We start from the raw sequence: 20,245 nt of genomic DNA, 5'->3' as shown, positions 1-20,245 counted from the left end.
ACTGATAGTAGCAGCGCTCAACCCCATAGATCCTCATTAATTGACATCAAATTTGGAAGTACCATTAACCTGCTCCAAAAGCCGCATTCAACAATGCAGCCAGGACAGATTGAATCGCTAGCAGCTCATCGGGAGGCTCGCTCAAAAATACGCCGCTACTGGAGTTGATGAGAGCATTATATGCTTCCACTGCCGCCGCCAGCCGAACCGCATCGACCCTACCATTTGCGGTTAGCCCTTGCAAGTTGGCAACCACGTTACGAGCCAGGGTTGGATTAATGCCTTCAGTAGCATTCACCAGACCGCTTTCTAGCTGGCTCGCGCTAGCAGCAACATTTCCAGTCCCTGTCAAAACGTTCCCTAAGCTATTATTGGCAGTCTGGGAGTTGACTGAGGCTGCTGCCTGGTTGACAGCAGACGCGATCGCCTCCGTTCTGAAGGCGAGTCTTCCCCGCCCGCCTCTGCCGGGTATGAAGGCTCCGTTGACAACGTCGCTAGTCGTCATAACCGGCCCGGTGACATCTGAATTGAAGCCTGGAGTCTGGGCAAGCGCTGTTTCCGAAAGCAGAAGAGAAGAACCCAAAGCTAAACCCAGACCGAGATTTACAGAAAGACGTTTGATGTTCATGGCTTTTGTTTTGCGAGCAAAGAACTTAGAAAGTAATGCCGTAACCGACGCCCAGGATAAAACGCGCCCCATCACCAGCATTTCCGGTTACATCAGCAAGCGCTGGAGTGATGATCAGCGGTATATTCTCGAATGGAGCGATCGAAGCACCCACATTCAAATCTTGACCGCTCCATTCGGCAATGACCGATATTGGTTGAGCTACGCGCACGCCTATACTGCCAAACGGATTGACAGAATCTCTACCAGCCTCAATATCAGGTACTGAACGAAAGCGACCGCCACCCAGACCCACAGAGGCAGTAACTGAGGGGGAGAAGCCTGCGGTTGTCCGAGATCCTAGTGGGAAAACTTTACTGACGACACCGTAAACGGTGCTGTACCCCGGATCGGGTTCTCCAAATGTCTCGATATTTTCTACCCCAACAGCGACGGCTATGTCATTAGCAAACTGGCGGTGAATCTTGAAGCTGATGCCACCATCTTCAAAGCTATCATCGCCGAAGAGGTCATAGATTGAGATAACTCCTTCTACACCCACGGCTTTGCGAGCATCGCCCACACCAATACCCGCAGCAATTACCCCATCTGCCTTATTGGTGTTGCGGGTTCTTTCTTGGAAGCCAGCTCCGATAAATGCCTGCCCTCGGTCAGCCCCGAAAGCCGTGGGTGTCGTAATACTGGAATTTCCCCCAATTAACCGCCGTAGCTGTTCTACTATCGGGGGTGCAGGAAGTCGATACTGTTGGCGCAAGGCTGCAACTTGCTCTGCTGTCAGGGGAGGCGGTGTTGTCGCAACGGGTTCGTAGCCAACCACGTAACGAGCGGCAACATCCGTTGGGGGAATCTGCGGCGCTTGCCCCGCATTCACTAAAGCCTGGTAAATAAACGCTGCCACGTCAGCACGGGTGGCTAACTGATTAGGATTTAACAGCGCCACATCTGGATAGTTGACAACTAGCTGATTTTGTGCGGCAGCGGCAACACTGGTGCGGGCATAGGCAGGAATGCTCCCAGCATCCTGAAATAAACCATTTAAAATTGAGGCGGTATCTGCGGTTGGATTCAAGTTAAGTCCGCTGACCAAAGATACCAAGACTTGAACGCGGGGGATGTTTTGATTCGGCTGGAAAACCTGGTTGGGGTATCCTTCTAAAAACCCTGTCCGATAAGCTTCCTGAATGGCTGTGTAACCCCAGTAATTGGCAGGCACATCCACAAAATCGATCGCTTGGCGAGTGGCGGGTCTTTGAAAAGCCTTCCGGATCATGGCGGCAAACTGAGCGCGTGTCACCGGCTCGTCAGGGCGGAAAGAGCCATCTGGAAAGCCTACGATCACTTCTCGCTCTGCGAGTGCTTCAATAAACGTCTGCGCCCAGCTACCTTGTACATCTGGGAAGGTGCTGGCTTGAGCCAGTTGAGTCGGCGTCGTGACGGCTCCAGGTTGCTGTAAACTTCTTCCAGGGGCGGCTGGATTGCTAACCGCTGGTAGGGAAGAGCTAGAACGGGGGGTGGTTGAAGGAGCGGGCGGGTTAGAACGCAGCGCGTCAGCTCCCAGCATCGTTTTTAAGAGTGCGTCACCCATTGAACCGCTACCCTTGGCTGGTGCTGAAGCATTCCCGTTGGTAGAACTTGCCTTCGTGGTAGCCAGACTGGCAGCTGCATAGAGGATCGTACTGCCCAAAAACATGGAACTTAGTAGGATGTGTACCCGATACCACAATTTCTTTTTGCTTGCACTGACACGGCTCCTACCTGTTGCTGGCGTCATAACCTTATCCTCCTCATACCCAAATATTCCTTGCCACCTCAAAGGTACACGAGTTTGGGAAAATTACGTTGGTGATTAAACTTTATACTGCAACTTTTTACGGATTGTATCCGTCAATGGCGTGACTTTGTGTAACGAGGTTTAACAGATTTGGAATGAAGAGTGCTAAGTTGAGCGCCAAAAGGCATCGTGAAACAAGCTGTAATTTTTGTAAGAGCGGTGCTAGTTTTCCGAAACTGGCTACCCGAACCGTTGCGGGCTTCGCGCTTCTAGCCGTGGCGGCAATGACGGTTTCATCACCAGCGATCGCGCAACTCCCCGGATTGCGCCCTTCTGCTGCCCCAGCGGGAACATCTACCAGACGTGGACCGGATGCCCCATATACTCTAGGCGCAGGCGATCGCGTCCGGCTGGATATTTTTGAGGTTCCTGAATACAGCGGAGAGTATCAGGTGCTAATCGATGGTACGCTCAACCTGCCAATCATTGGCAGCGTACCCGTTCAGGGATTGAGCCTCGAAAGAGCAACCGATGAAATTTCTAGCAGATACGGTCGCTACATCCGACGCCCCTTGCTGACCATTACTCTGCTGGCACCCCGTCCGGTCAAAATCGCCGTGGCTGGGGAAGTCAATCGTCCGGGTTCCTACACGGTTAACTTAACCGAAGGCACTCAATTTCCCACCGTCACGCAAGCACTACAATTGGCTGGGGGCATTACTCAAGCCGCCAATATCCGCCAAGTAGAACTGCGCCGCCTTTCGCCCGGTTCATCGGGAGTCATCGCTGTCAATCTCTGGGAATTACTCAACAACGGTGATTTGAGTCAAGACCTTACCTTGCGAGATGGAGACTCGCTGTTTATCCCCACCAGCCCCCAAATCAACGCCGATGAATCCCGTACCTTAGCGGATGCCAGCTTTGCGCCCCAGAACACCGGGCCGATCAAGATTGTCGTAGTCGGAGAAGTATCCCGTCCAGGGCCTTATATCGTGTCACCAACGACCATTGCCACTGCGAATACTCCCCCTGAGGCGAATGCGACTGCGGCTTCTAGCAGCACTCCTGCCACCGTAACCCAAGCCATTCAAGTCGCAGGGGGAATTACCTCCTTAGCAGATATTCGCCAGGTTCAAGTCCGCCGTTCCGCCCGTTCAGGACCCGAAAAAGTCCTCAATATCAACCTCTGGCAACTTTTACAGTCCGGGGATGTCACCCAAGATGTCATCTTGCAAGAGGGAGATACCGTGGTGGTGCCTACTGCTAGCAATATCGATCCCTCTGAGGTACCCCAAGTCGCATCGGCTAGCTTCTCTCCCAATACCATTCGGGTCAATGTGGTCGGGGAAGTTGCCAAAGCAGGGACGATTGAACTGCCACCCAATACGACCTTGAATCAAGCGGTGCTGGCAGCCGGAGGATTTAACAATCGTGCCCGGAGGAGTTCGGTAGAGCTAATTCGTCTCAACGCCAATGGCACCATATCAAAGCGGAACGTCCCGGTCAATTTTGCTCAGGGCATCAACGATCAAAACAATCCGATTCTACGCAATAACGACGTGGTGGTGGTGAACCGCTCTAACCTCGCTAATTTCTCAGACACGCTGGGGACGGTGTTGAGTCCGCTGGGAGGGGTTTTCAGCTTATTCAACTTCTTTAGAATCTTCGAGTAAAAACGTGGCTGGCTAGGTCTGGAGAGCCACAATCAAGAGCTGAGTAAAAAATTTGATCGTTTGGATGTAGCATCCTGCACATTCATGGTACAAAATGAGGCTAGAACCAGGAATCTCCCTGGCGAGCGCGTCAACCAAGCCAACAAGGTGCAGGGGTTTAGATGGAAGCGGGCCAATTTTCTCAACCGTCATCGCCGAAAGGGAATGGCAAGCAACTTCAGCCATTGCCGCTAACCGACGAAACTCAGTTTCTAGAAAACAGCCAGGACGACTTGAATGTTCGTCAGCTCTTGAATGTGGTGCGTCGCCGTGCTTTGGTGATTGCGGGGGTGGCGATCGTTGTCACGACTGGAATCGGCTTATGGACATTCAGCCAAACACCCAAGTATGAAGGAAAGTTCCAACTCCTGGTGGAACCCGTTACGGCTGAAAATAAGCTGACGAAACTTACTCAATTACAGGCAATCGAGCCAGCTCTAAACGACTCTAGTCTGGATTACGAAACCCAAATTAAAGTTTTACTTAGTTCCGAACGGATGGCGGCATTCATCGCTCAGATCCAAAAGCGCTATCCCGATATCGACTATGAATCACTAATTCTTAAAAACAATCTGACAATTACCCAACTAGATAAAACAAAAATTTTAGAAGTACGTTACCGCGATACCGATCCCGATAAAATTAAGTATGTATTATTTGAGTTAGCTAAAGTTTATCTGAGGTACTCTCTTCAGGAGCGACAAACGAACCTCAACCAGGGGATTAAGTTTGTAGACGGTCAATTACCGGGACTTCAGCAACGAGTGGACAAACTCCAGGGACAACTGCAAACGTTCCGGCAGCGGTACAACATCCTCGATCCGGAAGAACAAGCCAAACAACTTGCCGTGCTGGTGTCTAATGTTGAGGAACAAAAACTCGATAATCAACTAAAACATAATGAAGTCCGTTCGCTGTATGCAACGTTACAAAAGCAGTTAGGATTACCCCCTAATCAAGCGATCGCTGCCGCATCTCTTTCGGAAGCACCGCGTTACCAACAGTTACTCAACAAACTTAAGGAAGTCGAAACAAAGCTTGCCACCGAGTCAGCCCGATTTCTGGCAGAAAGTCCAACCATTCAGTCACTCAAAGAGCAGCAGCAAAATTTGCTGCCCCTCTTGCAACAAGAAGCGGCGGCAGTACTGGGAAATAATCTATCTGGTCTCAGCGAACGGCAATATTTGTCTTCCCCCAGCACGGTACGTCTAGAGCTGATTCAGCAATTTGTGGATGCGGCAAACCAAGTCCAGGTTCTGGAAGTTCGCGGCAACGCGATCGCGCAAGCCGAAAAGCGCTTAACTCAACAAGTTAGACTACTGCCCCTGATTGCCCGTCAGTACACAGATTTACAGCGGGAACTCAACGTCGCAACCGAGAGTTTAAACCGCTTTCTAGCCGTTCGGGAAACCCTGCAAATTGAAGCAGCACAGAAGGCTCTCCCCTGGCAGCTGATTGCCAAACCTCAAAAGCCAGAAGATCCTATCTTTCCCAAGCCAAAGCAAAATTTGATATTAGGAGCGATCGCTGGGGTAATGTTAGGGCTGGCATCTGCCTTATTAGCAGAGCGACTCGACAATGTCTTCCACTCCCCCGAAGAACTCAAAGACAGCACCCGACTGCCCATTCTTGGCTTGATTCCCCACCACAAAGAACTCAAACTATTCAAACCCATCGCAGAACTCGCCAATTTTGCCCAGCCAAATGGCAACGGAGCCTCAGCCAAAAACCAAATCGGAGATAGCCCATCCAAAGAGCGTGCCACCACTCGCAAAGCTAGCTGGTACAATGCTTCTCCCTTCTTAGAATCCTTCCGTTCTCTCCATACCAATATTCGTTTTCTCGGTTCTGATACCCCCATCCACTCGCTAGTGGTTAGCTCAGCGTCCCCAGGTGATGGTAAATCCACTGTATCCGTACACCTAGCACAGGCGGCTGCGGCAATGGGACAGCGAGTTTTGCTCGTAGATGCAGATTTGCGGCGTCCTCAGGTTCATAATGTCCTCGGTTTAGAAAACCACCAGGGACTGAGCAACGTCATTGCCACAGGTCTAACTCCCAGAGAAGCCATCCAGCGCTTGCCCTCCTGGGACAATCTCTACGTGCTAACCGCTGGACAAATCCCACCAGACCCAACCAGACTGCTTTCCTCCAAGCGAATGCAGTATTTGATGGAGCAGTTGAACGCTGTTTTTGATCTAGTGATTTATGACACGCCACCGATACTAGGTCTGGCAGATGGCAGACTCCTGGCTGTCCATACCAATGGCGTGATCATGGTAGCGAGACTGGGCAAAACCGATCGCTCCATCCTGCTACAAGCGATAGATGCATTAAAAATCTCTAGTGCCCCCGTCTTGGGTATGGTTGCCAACGGTGTGAGAAGAAACGCCGGTGGATCGTACTATTACTACGATCGCTACTACACTTCTAATCAAGAATCAGAAGTAGAGAATGCCAAGAAACTCTTGCAAAAGAAACTCGGATTGCGCTAGCTCTTGGCGATTAATTGTTAGGAATTAGTCATTAGTTTTTAGTCATTTTTTTAAATCATGGATAGAACTAATGACTGATGACTAACTGCTAAGCCCCATAAAAAGAGCGATACCACTCAACAAAACGTGGAATTCCAACCTCAATGGGTGTACTAGGCTTGAACCCAACATCTCTTTGTAAATCACTAATATCGGCATAAGTTTCAGGAACATCTCCCGGTTGCATTGGCAGCATATTTTTCACTGCCTTCGTACCGAGACAATCTTCTAAAACCTCGATAAAACGCCCTAATTCAACCGGCGTATTATTGCCAATATTGTAAATTTTATAAGGTGCGGCACTCACTCCCGGATCGGAGTCAGCTCCTGCTAGATCAGGATTTGGGTGTGGAATTTTATCAGCTACTCGTAAAACTCCTTCTGCAATGTCATCAATGTATGTAAAATCGCGCCGCATTTTACCATAATTAAAAACATCAATCGGACGCCCTCCTAAAATGGCTTTGGTAAACAAAAACATTGCCATATCTGGACGACCCCACGGCCCATATACTGTAAAAAAGCGCAAGCCAGTCGTTGGTAAACCATACAAATGACTGTAGGTATGCGCCATCAGTTCATTTGCCTTTTTACTAGCTGCATACAAGCTGACCGGATGATCTACATTGTCATGCACCGAAAAAGGCATTTTCTTATTTGCCCCATAAACTGAACTAGAAGAAGCAAACACCAAGTGTTTAACTTGCGAATGCCGACACCCCTCCAAGATATTCGTAAATCCCACCAGATTGCTATCAACATAAGCATGGGGATTTTGCAGCGAGTAACGTACACCGGCCTGGGCAGCCATATGTAGTACTTGTTCAATCTGGGAATTCGCGAATAACTCCGCAATTCCTTGACGATCCGCCAAGTCAAGTTTGTAAAACTGAAAATTATTTTTGTCCTTCAGTTGCTCCAAACGAGCTTGTTTTAAATTGACATCATAATAATCATTGAGATTATCGATGCCAATGACCTCTTCTCCTCTATCTAGCAGCAGTTTACACAAGTAAAAACCAACAAAACCAGCGGCACCAGTAACTAAAATTTTCCCCATATTTTTGTTTCTACTAGCTGTTAGCAGGTTGGTAATTGATGTAGCGTCATTGACAAATAATGGCGATGAGCGCGACAAATCCAAAGGCGTTCAAGTCCAAAGTCTAGCCCAATTACTCAGCCGAATGCCATAGTTCCGCACATGAACCTCTGGTGACACTAAGGGTTCATGTGCCCTTACAACCCCATCAAACTGATGCAAGCTACCTGGAGCGTGTCCTGTGTACGCTCCAGGCAGCTAACTGGGAGCATTTTGTTGATGAGAGCGAAAAGCGCTACGCGAGGAGCGCAGGTACGTGTATACGCTCCTCGCGTAGCGTATGCTGCTTTATGCGGCTACTCCCTTACCTGCATCTGCCGCCTAGGAGACGCTCCTGCTTCCCTGAAACAAGGAACTATCCCAGCCGTGTCTAGTCTGATGAAGAGCTTTAAGTTTAATTCTGCTTAGCGTCGGATTACGGGGTTTGTCTATTCCGTTTCATTTTGCCCATTCAACTTAAGTCTGTCACCTTACCTATGGTAATTACTCACCTGCACAAATTTTTAACAACCTCGACTGCTAAAACTTCTAAATCTCAGATGATATTTTGGTTCACTTTAAGCTTAACTTTCGCCCTCATTTATAGTTTTTTGGGACTCAAGCAGGCTTTCAGTAGCTCGTATGTGGTGCAAGATGATGCGCGGGTATATGTGTTTTGGATGCAGCGATTTGTAGACTCAAGCTTGTTTCCGAATGATTTTATTGCTGACTATTTTCAAGCTATAACCCCCTCGGGATATGCTGCTTTCTATCGATTGATAGCATTTTTGGGGATTGAGCCACTTGGCTTGAGTAAATTACTACCAGTCTTTTTGACACTGCTGACAACCACCTACTGTTTTGCAGTCTGCCTGGAAATATTTCCGGTACCAGCAGCAGGATTTATTAGTACGCTGCTACTCAATCAAAATCTTTCTATGAGAGATGATTTAGTTTCTAGCACTCCCCGATCTTTTATTTATTTATTTTTTCTAGCATTTTTGTACTATCTACTGCGGCGCTCTTTATTTTTATGTCTAGGCGCGATCGCTTTGGCTGGATTGTTTTATCCCCCGTTGTTGTTCATTTTAGCCGGAATCTTAATCTTGAGACTGTGGCGCTGGGACGGACAGCGACTCCATCTATCTAAGAATCGGCTTGATTATCTGTTCGGCGCTACTGGGCTGGGATTTTGCCTGCTAGCGATCTTGGCCTATGCTTTGAAATCCTCTGAAGTTGGCCCAGCGATCGCCGGGATGGAGCTAAGATCGTTACCAGCATTTTCTCAAACGGGAAGAATTCCTTTTTTTGATAACACTAATCCCCTGTGGTTTTGGCTATTTGGGCAACATAGTGGTCTTTTGCCTAATGTGTTTGAACATCCCCTATCTCTGCTGGGATTATTCTTGCCAATCTTAATGCGCTATCCCGACAGGTTTCCCCTAATTAAGCAAATTGCCAGCAACATCATCATTTTGCCTCAGATTGCGCTAGCATCTTTCGGGATATTTGTGGCTGCCCATGCCATGCTCTACAAGCTTTTTGCTCCGGCTCGTTACACGCGATATAGCTTCAAGTTGGTGATGATTTTGAGTGCAGCAATCGTATTAGTCGCACTGCTTGATGCAGTTTTTAAATGGGCAAAGCAGCAAGATAAATTTTTAATTCGACGGCAGTTCATAGCTTTGGGATTCACCACTCTACTAGGAACTACAATCCTCTTTTATCCGTACTTATTGGAGAAATTTCCAAACAGTAACTATGTCGTTGGTAAGGCACCTGCACTATATGAATTTTTTCAGAAACAACCTAAAAATATTCTGATTGCTTCTTTGTCGGAAGAAGTGGATAACCTGCCTACTTTTTCCCAGAGAGCTATTTTAGTCGGGTGGGAGTATGCAAATCCTTATCATGTAATATACGAGCGTCAAATTCGCCAACGAGCTACCGATTTAATTCACACTCAGTACACTCAGAATTTGGCAGAAATTCAAAATTTTATTCAAACCTATGATGTGGATTTTTTCTTGCTGGATCGCGCAGCATTTACTTCTGAATATATTACCAACAATCCTTGGTTTAGGCAGTGGCAGCCGCTAGCGAAAGAGATGTTAGGAATGCTAGATCGGGGAATGATTCCAGCCATGTCTGGTCTGATGCAGCGTTGTTCGGTTTTTGAGACAGGGGAGCTGGTTGTACTGCAAGCCAAATGTATGATTAAAGCCACCCTAGATTAAATACTACTGAAATCATTTCAGCTTAAGGTCGCCACAAATAAAGGGTTGTCAGTGGCTACTGCGATAGACTCGAACCGACTCTTTCAGCGCTAGGCTAACGCCTCGCTTCGCTAACGCGATCGCAGCCAATCTTCTACGAACCAAAATCAGAAATCAAAACTCTAAAAGGGGATGAGTTTTAGGGAATTGACGGAGTGGTGAAACATATCAGCGCTACTTAAGTCTTTTGGATTATGCATTGATTGTAGGTTAAGAGTGTCACCTACGCGATCGCAGGCAGACCCTTTCAAAGCAAGTCTCATTCTGAGTACGCGAGTGTGGGAAAATTCCCAAATATAAGGAACAGGCGTAAGGAGCAGAGTTGACACTTAACATAGGACAAGCCGATAGTATTCATCGGTAGAAGCCTGTAATCATGTCTAAAGACACCCTCGTTACCGCCGTTGCTAGTTTTCTATGAAGAACTCCCCAAATTCGGGTAATGAAACAGCAGCTACCCGTTCCAATCGGCGTCTATGGGTACTCTTAAGCCGCACCGGCCTTGGCCTGGGAATTATCCTGTTGCTTGGCACAATTGGCGGGGTCTGGTGGGCGTGGATTTTTGTCCATCAGCGGTTAGCACCAATTGTTGAAGAAAATCTCAGTCAAACGCTGAAACGACCCGTGCAACTGGGGAAAGTCGAAGGCTTTTCCATCAACAATCTGCGCTTTGGTGCCTCCTCGATACCAGTTACGCCCACTGACCCCGACCGCGCTTCGGTAGAGGGTGTAGACGTGGTTTTTGATCCACTAGCGCTTCTCTTTAGGCGGACTTTGGAGCTAGATATTACCCTGGTCAACCCTGATATTTACGTTGAACAAGACAAAGAGGGGCGCTGGGTTTCTACGGAACTGAAGTCAGAAGAACCGAGTGGGCCGATTAAGACGGATATCCAAAGCGTTCGGGTTCAAAATGCAGACGTTGTGCTGGTACCAACGCCCAAAATTGTAGAGAGGAAAAAAGGCAGCCAGGAAGCAAGAGGAAATGTAGATGCAACGCTGCCCTCTCAAAATCTTCCGCGCAGTAACACTCAAGACACCCTCTCCAGACGACTGGAATCTCTGCTTCCTAGAGCAGAGAGGAGGGGGGTACCAGTCGCTTTTCGTCAGGTAGGCGGTACGGCTCGCTTTTTCGATAACAACCAGCGGATTCGCTTTGATGTCAGCGCTCAATCTCAGGTCGAATTAGGGGCACCGACAAAAAGTGTCCCTCAAAAACAGCAGGCCAATCCAACACCTGCGCCCATCCAAAGCAGCCTCAAACTTTCTGGTGAATACCGCGCCCCAACCGGACAAACCAACCTGCAAGTTCAAGGGCAGAACCTGAGTGCAGTCGATGTCGATCGTTTAGCGAAGCTGCCAATAGACTTGTATGCAGGGCTGTTGGATGGCAACTTGGAAGTCCGATTCCAAAATGAAGAGCGAGCCACATTTCTGGGAACAGCTATCCTCAAAAATGTGAAAGCGCAGGTTGCAGAGGTGCCGCAACCGTTTAACAATGCCAACGGACTCGTGCGATTCAATGGATATGCGATCGCGCTGGAGAATGTCAGCGCTCTTTACGGTCAGGTTCCCGCAGTTGCCAATGGGGTTATTGATACCCAAGAAGAAAAGGGTGGGTACAACATTGCCGCCCAAGTGAAATCGGTCGCGATCGCGACTGCCCTCAATACTCTCAAAGTAGAGTCACCTTTCCCCGTAACTGGACAAGTCCGCGTTGACGTGCAGCTCAAAGGAGCGCTGGAAAAACCGATCCTCTCAGGAACCGTCGCCACCCTCCAGCCCACCGAAAAAGTGCCCCTAATCGTAGATAAGGTAAACTTTCGCGGCATCAGCGGTCAATTTCAGATGATCGATACCCTCCTCACCATTACCAACATCCGTGCCTTGCCTAGCGTTGGCGGCAGACTGGCTGGTAATGGTCGAATTCAGATGGGCGACAAAGGAGGATTGGTATTTGATGTCATCGGTCAAGACATTCCAGGGGATGCCGTTGCCCAGATTTACAACGCCAAGCCGAGCAATATCCAAATCGGCACCGTAGCCGCTAAAGCACAGCTTTTTGGCACTACCGGCAACCTCCAGACCGTCGTGCAAGTTCAGGCACCCCAAGCCACCTACCCAGGCAGTGGAGAAGTCATCGTTACTCAGGATAAAACCTACTTTCGCAACACGACTCTGAGAGTCGGGGCAGGCACCGTTAACGTCAAAGGTCAGGTGGCAAATGGTCGCTGGGAGGCGGCAGGAGTTGCCGATGATGTTCAACTAGCACGGTTGGCAGAACTCCCGCCACAGTTGCAGTCAGCCCAAGCAGATGGGACTTTTTATCTAGCCGGAAGTGTCGATTCTTTCAAACCGGAAACGATTGGCGGCACCGCTCAAGCGAATGTCCGGGTTGCTGGTGGCACCGTCAAGGCATCAAAAATTGCGCTGAATGCAGGGCGCTGGCAAGCTTCTGGGCAGGCTTCTGCTGTCCAGTTGAGGCAGCTAGCCCCGCAACTGCCGCCGCAATTCCAAAATCAAACCGCAAATGGTTCTTTTAGCTTATCTGGAAGTCTAGCTGCCTTTAAACCGGAAACTATTAGTGGCACCGCCTCGGTTCAACTGAATATTGGCGGGGGCAGCGTCAATGCCTCAAACGTTCGGCTGAACAACGGTCGTTGGCAAGCGTTTGGGCAAGCGTCTGGCGTTCAATTGGCAACGGTGTTGCCCCAATCACCCGTCCAAGGTCGGCTGAATAATGGTTCCTTCAACCTGTCAGGAAGTCTGGCGGCTTTCACCCCGGAAACGATTAGCGGGACTGCCCAAGGAAATATTCAGGTTGGCGGTGGTCGCGTCAGTGCTACCAACGTGGAGTTTGGCAATGGTCGCTGGCAAGCTTCTGGGCAAGCTTCTGGCATCCAGTTGGCAACGGTGTTGCCCCAAATTCCCCCGCAATTTCGAGGTCAGCTGAATAATGCTTCTTTTAACGTTTCCGGGAGTCTGGAAAATGTCAGCGCCGAAACGATTAGCGGCACAGCTTCAGGGCGTCTGAATCTTGGCGGTGGCACGGTTACTGCCTCGACTGTCCAGTTTCAGAACGGTCGCTGGCAAGCTCGCGGACAAGCCTCTGGGGTACAACTAGCAAGGGTGTTTCCCGAACTGCCGCCGCAATTCCAAGGTCGGTTGAATAATGGTTCTTTTAATATATCGGGGAGTCTGGCGGCGTTCAGCCCGCAAACCGTTACCGGAACAGCTTCTGGAAGCCTGAATGTGGGTGGGGGAACCGTCAGTGCCGCCAATGTAGAGTTTGGCAACGGTCGCTGGCAAGCTCGCGGGCAAGCGTCTGAGGTTCAGTTAGCAACGCTATTTCCCGAACTGCCACCGCAATTCCAAGGTCAGCTGAATAATGGTTCTTTTAATGTATCGGGAAGTCTGGCGGCTTTTACGCCAGAAACTCTTAGCGGCACAGCTTCTGGAAGCCTGAATTTGGCCGGAGGCAGCGTCAGTGCCGCTAACGTACAGTTTGGCAACGGTCGCTGGCAAGCTTCTGGTGAGGCGTCCAATATCGAACTTGCTAGGGTGTTTCCGCAATCGCCCCAATTCCAAGGTCAGCTAAATAATGGTTCTTTTAATCTCTCCGGAAGCTTAGCCGCTTTCAGCCCCGAAACGATTACTGGCAAGGCTTCTGGAAATCTGAACTTGGGTGAGGGAAGCGTCAGTGCCACCAACCTACAGTTCGGCAACGGTCGCTGGCAAGCATCTGGCGAGGCGAATGGCGTCCAGTTGGCAAAAGTATTTCCCCAACTGCCCCCGCAATTCCAAGGTCGGCTGAATAATAGTTCCTTCAACCTATCCGGCAGTTTGGCTGCCTTCACCCCGGCAACCCTGAACGGGACGATTTCTGGAAGTTTGAATGTGGGGGATGGCACCCTCACCGCCTCAAATGTCCAACTCCAAGACGGGCGCTTTGCGGGTTTAATTTCTGCTAACAATGTTGATCTAGAACAGCTTGCCGCAGCATTACCCGATTCCGTGCCGGTTCCGGCGCTGCGAGGACGGGTGAGTGGCAACGTTGATGCTTCTGGGTCGCTGAGTGCTGTCAATCCGGCGGCTATCCGAGCAACCGGACAGTTGCGCGTCGAAAATTTTGCCGCCAATGACTTGGTGTTCGACCCCGTTCTTACCGGGCAAATCAATTTAGTCCCCGGACAGCCGAGTAGCGTTGAGCTAGCAGGCAATCAACAAGACCGGATTTCGCTGGTGTTGTCGCCTAGCTATCAACCCGTCTCTTTTTTAGTAAAGCGTGACGAGGTAGTGGCACAAGGCAACCGAGAGGGCGATTTGTTGGTGGTGGATGTGCAAAACGTTCCGCTCAAATTGTTGAAAGACTTAGCTCCCCAGAATGCCTTAGCAAGTCTACCGCCAGCGATCGCATCCCAACCCATCGAAGGTAAACTTTCTGGAGATTTTATCCTGAATCTCGCCAATTTTAATGTTGCCGGGAATGATGTAGCGATCGCGCAACCCGTCCTTGGCACTATTAAAGGCGATTTGCTAACCATCGGCAGTTTCCGCTATGCCAATGGTACCGCTACCTTGGATGGGGGAGAGTTCCGCCAAGGCGAAAGTCTATACGCCCTCGCCGGTAGCGTCACTCAAACCTCCAGCGGCCCAGAACTGCAAGGTTCGCTGAAAGTGGCTCAAGGAAAAATCCAAAACGTCCTCCCCCTCCTGCAAATCTTTGATTTACAAGATCTCGCCAGAGGCGGACAACCTCCTACCTATGCCAGCGCCGCCGAGGTTAAACCCCAACCCGTCGGTCTACCCAATGCTACCCTGGAAGCTCAACTGCGCCGCTTGTCAGAAATAGAAGCCATCCTTGCCGCCCAGAAAGAGGAACGGGAAGCTTCGCCCATCCCCGAACTCAAAGACCTCACCGGCAATTTCTCCGGCGGAATCAACGTAGCAGCTTCCCCTAGACAAGGCATTAACCTTGACTTTGACTTCGGCGGCAATAACTGGAAGTGGGGCAGAGACGACCAGCCAAATCGTCTCTACACCGCTGATAATGTGATTGTCAAAGGCAGCTTCCAAAACGGCGTCCTCACCCTTCTGCCCTTACGAATTGAATCTGAAGAAACGCTGCTTGCCTTCACTGGCACCCTTGGCGGAACCGAACAAAGCGGTCAGCTGCGCCTGAGAAATGTCCCTGTCGCCCCATTCCAACAGTTCGCCAATTTACCAGTCGATATCACCGGGAATCTCAATGGAACCGCAACCCTAGCAGGCAGCATCAACAATCCCCAAGCCATCGGCGAACTGACTCTCATCGATGGCACTCTGAACCAAACCGCCGTCCAAGCGGCGCGGGGCAGTTTCCGATACACCAATGCTCGTCTGACCTTCAGCAGCACCATCGCCACTGCCGAATCTGGAGAGCAGGCAAGCCCGGAAGCTGGGGAGACTCGGCTCGATACTCAACCTGCAACAACTCCTCGTACCCCATCTCCAATCGCCAGTATCCCCTCGACGACTCAAATCACTGGCAGCATTCCCTTTTACCAGTTGCCCTTTGCCTCCGTTGCACCCGATAACAACCAACTCAGCCTGGATTTAAACGTTCAAAATGAGGGACTTTCCCTGTTAAACCTGCTTTCGCGTTCTGCTGTCACTTGGGTGGATGGTACCGGACAAGTGCAACTCAACGTTCAGGGTACGGTGAATCCAAATACGGGCAAATTAAACCAGCTTGTCGCTAACGGGATTGCGACTGTTGACGATGCCACTATCAAGGCGCAAGCTTTGCCCGAACCGCTCACCGATGTCAACGGTAGGGTCTTATTTAACTTTGACCGCATCCAAGTAGAAAACTTCCGGGGTGACTTTAGTGGTGGTGAAGTGGTCGCCTCCGGAGCCATCCCCATCTCAGGCACGGGGCAAGAGTCGGGGGATAAACTCACGGTTAGCCTTGAAAAACTCGCTGTAAATTTGAAAGGGTTATACTCAGGCGGCGTCAACGGCAACGTGGAGATTACTGGCTCGGCTCTCAATCCGCAAATTGGGGGTGAAGTGCGACTTGCCGATGGTCGGGTGCTGATAGGAGAGACGGCAGGGGATGGCACAAACGGAACGGCTTCACCCGGTGGTGGTACCGCTACCCCATCATCGCCAACCTCTAACGAGCAACCCTTCACTCCCGCATTTAATAACCTGCAACTGGCTTTAGACAAAGGCGTCGAAATCTCCCGCCCACCGCTGCTGAGTTTCCAGGCGACTGGTGGCTTTACTCTCAATGGCACTTTGGATGAACCTCAGCCAAAGGGGACGATTCGGCTAACCAGGGGTCAGGTGAATCTATTTACGACTCAGTTCCGCTTGGCACGCGGCTACGAACACACGGCTGAGTTTACCCCCAGTGAGGGACTTGACCCGGTTCTGGATATTCGGCTGGTCGCGTCTGTTTCCGAAGTAACCCGCAGCCGGATTGCTGACACAACCGCCACGGGTATTGTGAGTAGTGAAATTAGCGATGTTCCCGCTACCAATTTGGGGGCATTGCGAACGGTTCGCATTCAAGCCAGAGCCACAGGTTCGGCAAGTCAATTGGCAGATAATCTTGAGCTGACCAGTAATCCGCCTCGCAGCGAGAGCGAAATTGTCGCCCTTTTGGGTGGTGGCTTTGTGGAAACGCTGGGTCGAGGAGATACCACGCTAGGACTCGCAAATTTGGCAGGTTCGGCACTGTTGACACCTTTCCAAAATGTGGTGGGAGATGCGTTGGGATTAAGTGAGTTTCGCTTATTCCCCACGGTGGTTAGGGATGAAAAGTCCCGCACTTCAACGTTGGGCTTGGCGGCAGAAGTTGGGGTTTCCGTCACTCCTAAGCTTTCTGCCTCTGTATCGAAGATTTTGACTGCTGATGAGCCTCCTGAGTTTGGTGTTACTTATCGAGTCAATAATGAGATTCTGCTGCGAGGTGGCACCGATTTGTCTGGGGAAACGAGGGGAGTGGTGGAGTATGAAAAGCGCTTCTGAAAAAAAGGACTGAGGGGTGAGGACTGAGGACTGAGGACTGAGGGCTGAGGGGTAGAGATGTCAGGGGTGAGCAGTCAGGGGTGAGAAGTGACTATCGAGAGAATTGCCAACGACCTCGCTGTACTGCGTTGAGTGTGGCAATATATTCCTCCAAGTTAAAAGAAGACTCCGTTTCTTTTTGAGGGAGGGTTTCTTCAATGACAAGCGGCAAACCCAACATCGCCGCAGACGTATTCACTAGACAGTTGCCCAAATTCGTGGCATCGTAGCCACCTTCTAACAACAGCAGGTAATGCCCACCCACAGAGGCGATCGCTTCTGCGACTAAACGGGTTAGGTTGTAGTAAAGTTGGGCACTCAGGCACAAGCCTGCGCCAGGATCGTACAGGTAAAGATGATTGATATCATCGAAGTGTCCATCAAACCCTGCCGACACAATCACGATGTCGGGTTTAGCCTGGGCAATTAGAGTCGGTACAACGGTCTGGAACAAGGCCCAATACTCATCATCGGCTAGCTTCGCGGGTAGCGGCAGGTTAATAATGTTACCTTGTGCGCCAATATCCTCCAGATTGCCGGTTTGCGGGTAAAGCTCTTTACCAAACTGGTGGAGGGAGCAAAAAATGATACGCGGGTCGTCCTGTACGATATCTTGGGTGCCATCTCCGTGATGCAAGTCCCAATCCAAGATTAAAACACGCTCTACACCCTCTTTTTTTAAGCAATACTTGGCTGCGATCGCTGCATTATTAAATAAGCAGAAACCACCCGCTTGTTTGCGTCCGGCGTGGTGTCCAGGCGGACGGTTTAAGCACACAGCGCTTTGAATCTGCCCGGACAAAATGCCCTTGAGGGCGCTAATTCCTGCCCCAGCGGAAATCAAGGCGGTTTTGTAAGAGCCGGGGCTTACATAGGTAGACTCAGCCAAATACCCGCCAGCCGCACTGATTGCCCGGACTTGAGCAATGTATTCCGATGTGTGTACCGCCTGTAAATCCTCTTCCGTTGCTGGTTCAGGCTCAAGAAGAGTCATCTGCTGGCTTAACCCAAAATCTCTTAGCGCTGCCATTGCTGCTGTCAGGCGACTACTGGATTCCGGGTGGGGAACCGGACTAACGACTGGGTAAGGAAACTGAATTTGGTCTAACGTGTAAACTGGATCGAGCAAATCTTGCCCCGCTACCCGGTGATATAAATTATTTCCTTCGACCCTAATTTGACCAGGATCGTGTATAGCAAAATCAGGCGTATAAATTAGGGCAATTGGCAACATCTTGGTCATTAGTTATTCCTTCTTAGTTATGAGTCCTCAGGTAACAACTAATGACTTTTTATCCATTACCCATTGTCCGAAAATGGCATTTATGGATTTTTTGCAGGACTTGTATCGCTGCTCATTGGCTTGCGCTTCATCAACCTGGGACTCATACCAATCGCTGTGCCAGCAGGAACTGGGTTTATCTTAGTTGGTTTAGGAGGAATTTTTGCTGTACCAACTCTCTATTTCAAAGAAAACCGGCTCTTACGAACTGTTGGAGCCATTGTGTTAATTGTGGCAGCCCTCATTTTTGCGTTTATTGGATTGAGTTCCTACTGGGCACATCTTGCTAACTTCTCGATGTGGCAACCCATGCCAAAGTAATTGCCGTAAAACGACTCCAGTAAACTTACAAGGAGTAATCCGATGATTACATATCGCACCGTTTCGATCGATGGTTTAGATATCTTTTATCGAGAAGCTGGTTCTCGCGATAATCCAACGATTCTGCTGTTGCACGGCTTCCCAATCTCATCTCATATGTTCCGCAATCTGATGCCCGCGCTTAGCGATCGTTTCCATCTCGTTGCTCCCGATTATCCGGGTTTTAGTAACAGTTCGATGCCAACTGTGGATGAGTTTGATTACACGTTCGATCATCTGGCACAGATCGTCGAGAAATTTATCGCTGCGATCGCTCTCAAGAAATATAGCCTTTACTTAATGGATTATGGTGTTCCGATTGGTTACTCGGATTGCGGCTAAAGCTCCAGAGCGCGACACCGGGCACTTTGCGCTGGAAGAAGATGGGGATGCGATCGCAAACTACATCCGTCAATTTCTCGCGTCACGGCTTCAACCCATCCCTGCCTAATGAAAACAAAGAAACACTACTTTGATTTTTGTTGATTCTCTTAGGCTATGAAGTAAGCAATGAAAACGATTGAACGAGAAAGATACTCAACGTCAACAAAGTTTTAGAGGGTTTACAGATGAAGATTTTTGTTGCCGGAGCAACAGGAGCAATCGGTCGTCCGCTACTCAACCAATTACTTGCCAGAGGTCACGATGTTATAGCTCTAACCCGCTCCCCGGAAAGGGCACAGTCATTAGTGGCAGAGGGAATAGAGCCTGCGGTCGCGGATGTATTCGACGCTGATTCAGTTAAAGCGGCGATCGCCCGCGCTCAACCGGAAGTGGTGATTGAACAACTCACCGCCCTACCCAGGACTTACAGTCGTGAATCCATGAGTGCAGCAGCGCCTCTGAATACGCGCATTCGGTTAGAAGGGGGTGCCAACGTGCTGGCGGCTGCACAGGCAGCAGGGGTGCGCCGCTACCTGAGACAGTCGGTCGCCTTCTGGGGAATTCCCGGTACTGGATTGGCAGATGAGGAAACACCGTTATCGCTTGATGCCTCCCCCGCCGTTGCCGCCGATGCTCGCCTCGTAACTGAGATTGAACACCGTTTATTGGAAACATCCAATCTCGAAGGAATTGCTTTACGCTATGGTTTCTTCTACGGACCCGGCACCTGGTTCAACCCCGATGGTGATGTAGCGCAACAGGTGCGGCAGCAACAGTTTCCGATCGTCGGGAATGGGGATGGCGTCTGGTCGTGGTTACACATTGAGGATGCAGCGATTGCCACAGTTGCAGCCGCAGAGCAGGGCAATCCTGGTGTTTATCTGATTGCGAACGATCGCCCTTTAGCGGTGCGCGAATGGCTCCCTGCGTTTGCTCGATCGCTGAATGCTCCACCACCGCCACAGGTATCAGTTGAGGATGCTCTGAAAAGGGATGGTGGTGCGGATATTGTTTACTACCAGACTCAGATGCGAGGCGTATCGAATGCCAAGGCAAAACGCGAACTGGATTTTCAGCCGCGATCGTTGGAGTGGATCGTTGACAGCGCCGTGGCTGACGCCAGTTAACGTTCTAGCATCCAGATGGCTATCGTAATCAGGAAGA

The 20,245-nt window shown here is 50.1% G+C and carries 10 protein-coding genes and 1 pseudogene; 7 read left to right on the top strand and 4 right to left on the bottom strand.

Features of this window, described 5'->3' with window-relative positions:
* Positions 1-64: 64 nt before the first annotated feature.
* A complete protein-coding gene (locus tag H6F52_RS21410; RefSeq protein ID WP_190536690.1) occupies positions 65-628 on the bottom strand; it encodes a hypothetical protein in 564 nt (187 codons plus the stop codon).
* Positions 629-653: 25 nt separating this feature from the next.
* Positions 654-2,399, bottom strand: a complete 1,746-nt coding sequence (locus H6F52_RS21405) for an S-layer homology domain-containing protein (RefSeq protein ID WP_190536689.1) — start codon at positions 2,397-2,399, stop codon at positions 654-656.
* A 155-nt stretch (positions 2,400-2,554) separates the two neighbouring features.
* On the opposite strand from H6F52_RS21405, the gene H6F52_RS21400 reads away from it, so the two are divergent.
* Positions 2,555-4,072, top strand: coding sequence for an SLBB domain-containing protein (locus H6F52_RS21400; protein WP_190536688.1), 1,518 nt, complete (start codon positions 2,555-2,557; stop codon positions 4,070-4,072).
* Between the two features lie 161 nt (positions 4,073-4,233).
* Positions 4,234-6,606: a polysaccharide biosynthesis tyrosine autokinase gene (locus H6F52_RS21395; RefSeq protein ID WP_190536687.1), complete on the top strand. Its 2,373-nt coding sequence runs from the start codon at positions 4,234-4,236 to the stop codon at positions 6,604-6,606.
* Between the two features lie 88 nt (positions 6,607-6,694).
* Here the strand turns inward: H6F52_RS21395 and H6F52_RS21390 are convergent, their stop codons facing one another.
* Positions 6,695-7,705, bottom strand: coding sequence for an NAD-dependent epimerase (locus H6F52_RS21390; RefSeq protein ID WP_190536686.1), 1,011 nt, complete (start codon positions 7,703-7,705; stop codon positions 6,695-6,697).
* Between the two features lie 578 nt (positions 7,706-8,283).
* Between H6F52_RS21390 and H6F52_RS21385 the strand changes: the two genes are divergently transcribed.
* Together H6F52_RS21385 and H6F52_RS21380 are read left to right on the top strand one after the other, a co-directional pair.
* Entirely contained in the window at positions 8,284-9,960 is a 1,677-nt protein-coding gene (locus tag H6F52_RS21385) for a hypothetical protein (RefSeq protein ID WP_242034024.1), read from the top strand.
* 456 nt (positions 9,961-10,416) lie between these two features.
* Complete coding sequence (locus tag H6F52_RS21380; RefSeq protein WP_190536684.1) at positions 10,417-17,016, top strand: translocation/assembly module TamB; 6,600 nt, start codon at positions 10,417-10,419, stop codon at positions 17,014-17,016.
* 91 nt (positions 17,017-17,107) lie between these two features.
* On the opposite strand, the gene H6F52_RS21375 is transcribed toward H6F52_RS21380, so the two are convergent.
* On the bottom strand, positions 17,108-18,298 hold the full coding sequence (locus H6F52_RS21375; RefSeq protein ID WP_190536683.1) for a histone deacetylase: 1,191 nt from the start codon (positions 18,296-18,298) through the stop codon (positions 17,108-17,110).
* A gap of 63 nt (positions 18,299-18,361) precedes the next feature.
* Between H6F52_RS21375 and H6F52_RS21370 the strand changes: the two genes are divergently transcribed.
* The 3 genes and pseudogenes from H6F52_RS21370 (at position 18,362) to H6F52_RS21360 (ending at position 20,208) form a co-directional block, all read left to right on the top strand.
* Positions 18,362-18,658 carry a DUF981 family protein gene (locus H6F52_RS21370; RefSeq protein WP_199300670.1) on the top strand — a complete coding sequence of 99 codons (297 nt, stop codon included), beginning with the start codon at positions 18,362-18,364 and terminating at the stop codon, positions 18,656-18,658.
* Between the two features lie 42 nt (positions 18,659-18,700).
* Positions 18,701-19,052, top strand: a pseudogene (locus H6F52_RS21365) (alpha/beta fold hydrolase); the annotation flags it as partial.
* A 214-nt stretch (positions 19,053-19,266) separates the two neighbouring features.
* A complete protein-coding gene (locus H6F52_RS21360; RefSeq protein WP_190536682.1) occupies positions 19,267-20,208 on the top strand; it encodes an NAD(P)-dependent oxidoreductase in 942 nt (313 codons plus the stop codon).
* Positions 20,209-20,245: the final 37 nt, after the last annotated feature.

Source organism: Coleofasciculus sp. FACHB-542, assembly GCF_014695825.1.
GTDB lineage: Bacteria > Cyanobacteriota > Cyanobacteriia > Cyanobacteriales > FACHB-T130 > FACHB-T130.
This window is presented reverse-complemented; position numbering and strand designations above follow the sequence as displayed.

Bases quoted from the DNA above. Each gene is read 5' to 3' on its own strand.
- H6F52_RS21410 (WP_190536690.1), bottom strand. From the start codon at position 628: ATGAACATCAAACGTCTTTCTGTAAATCTCGGTCTGGGTTTAGCTTTG.
- H6F52_RS21405 (WP_190536689.1), bottom strand. From the start codon at position 2,399: ATGACGCCAGCAACAGGTAGGAGCCGTGTCAGTGCAAGCAAAAAGAAA.
- H6F52_RS21400 (WP_190536688.1), top strand. From the start codon at position 2,555: ATGAAGAGTGCTAAGTTGAGCGCCAAAAGGCATCGTGAAACAAGCTGT.
- H6F52_RS21395 (WP_190536687.1), top strand. From the start codon at position 4,234: ATGGAAGCGGGCCAATTTTCTCAACCGTCATCGCCGAAAGGGAATGGC.
- H6F52_RS21390 (WP_190536686.1), bottom strand. From the start codon at position 7,705: ATGGGGAAAATTTTAGTTACTGGTGCCGCTGGTTTTGTTGGTTTTTAC.
- H6F52_RS21385 (WP_242034024.1), top strand. From the start codon at position 8,284: ATGATATTTTGGTTCACTTTAAGCTTAACTTTCGCCCTCATTTATAGT.
- H6F52_RS21380 (WP_190536684.1), top strand. From the start codon at position 10,417: ATGAAGAACTCCCCAAATTCGGGTAATGAAACAGCAGCTACCCGTTCC.
- H6F52_RS21375 (WP_190536683.1), bottom strand. From the start codon at position 18,298: ATGACCAAGATGTTGCCAATTGCCCTAATTTATACGCCTGATTTTGCT.
- H6F52_RS21360 (WP_190536682.1), top strand. From the start codon at position 19,267: ATGAAGATTTTTGTTGCCGGAGCAACAGGAGCAATCGGTCGTCCGCTA.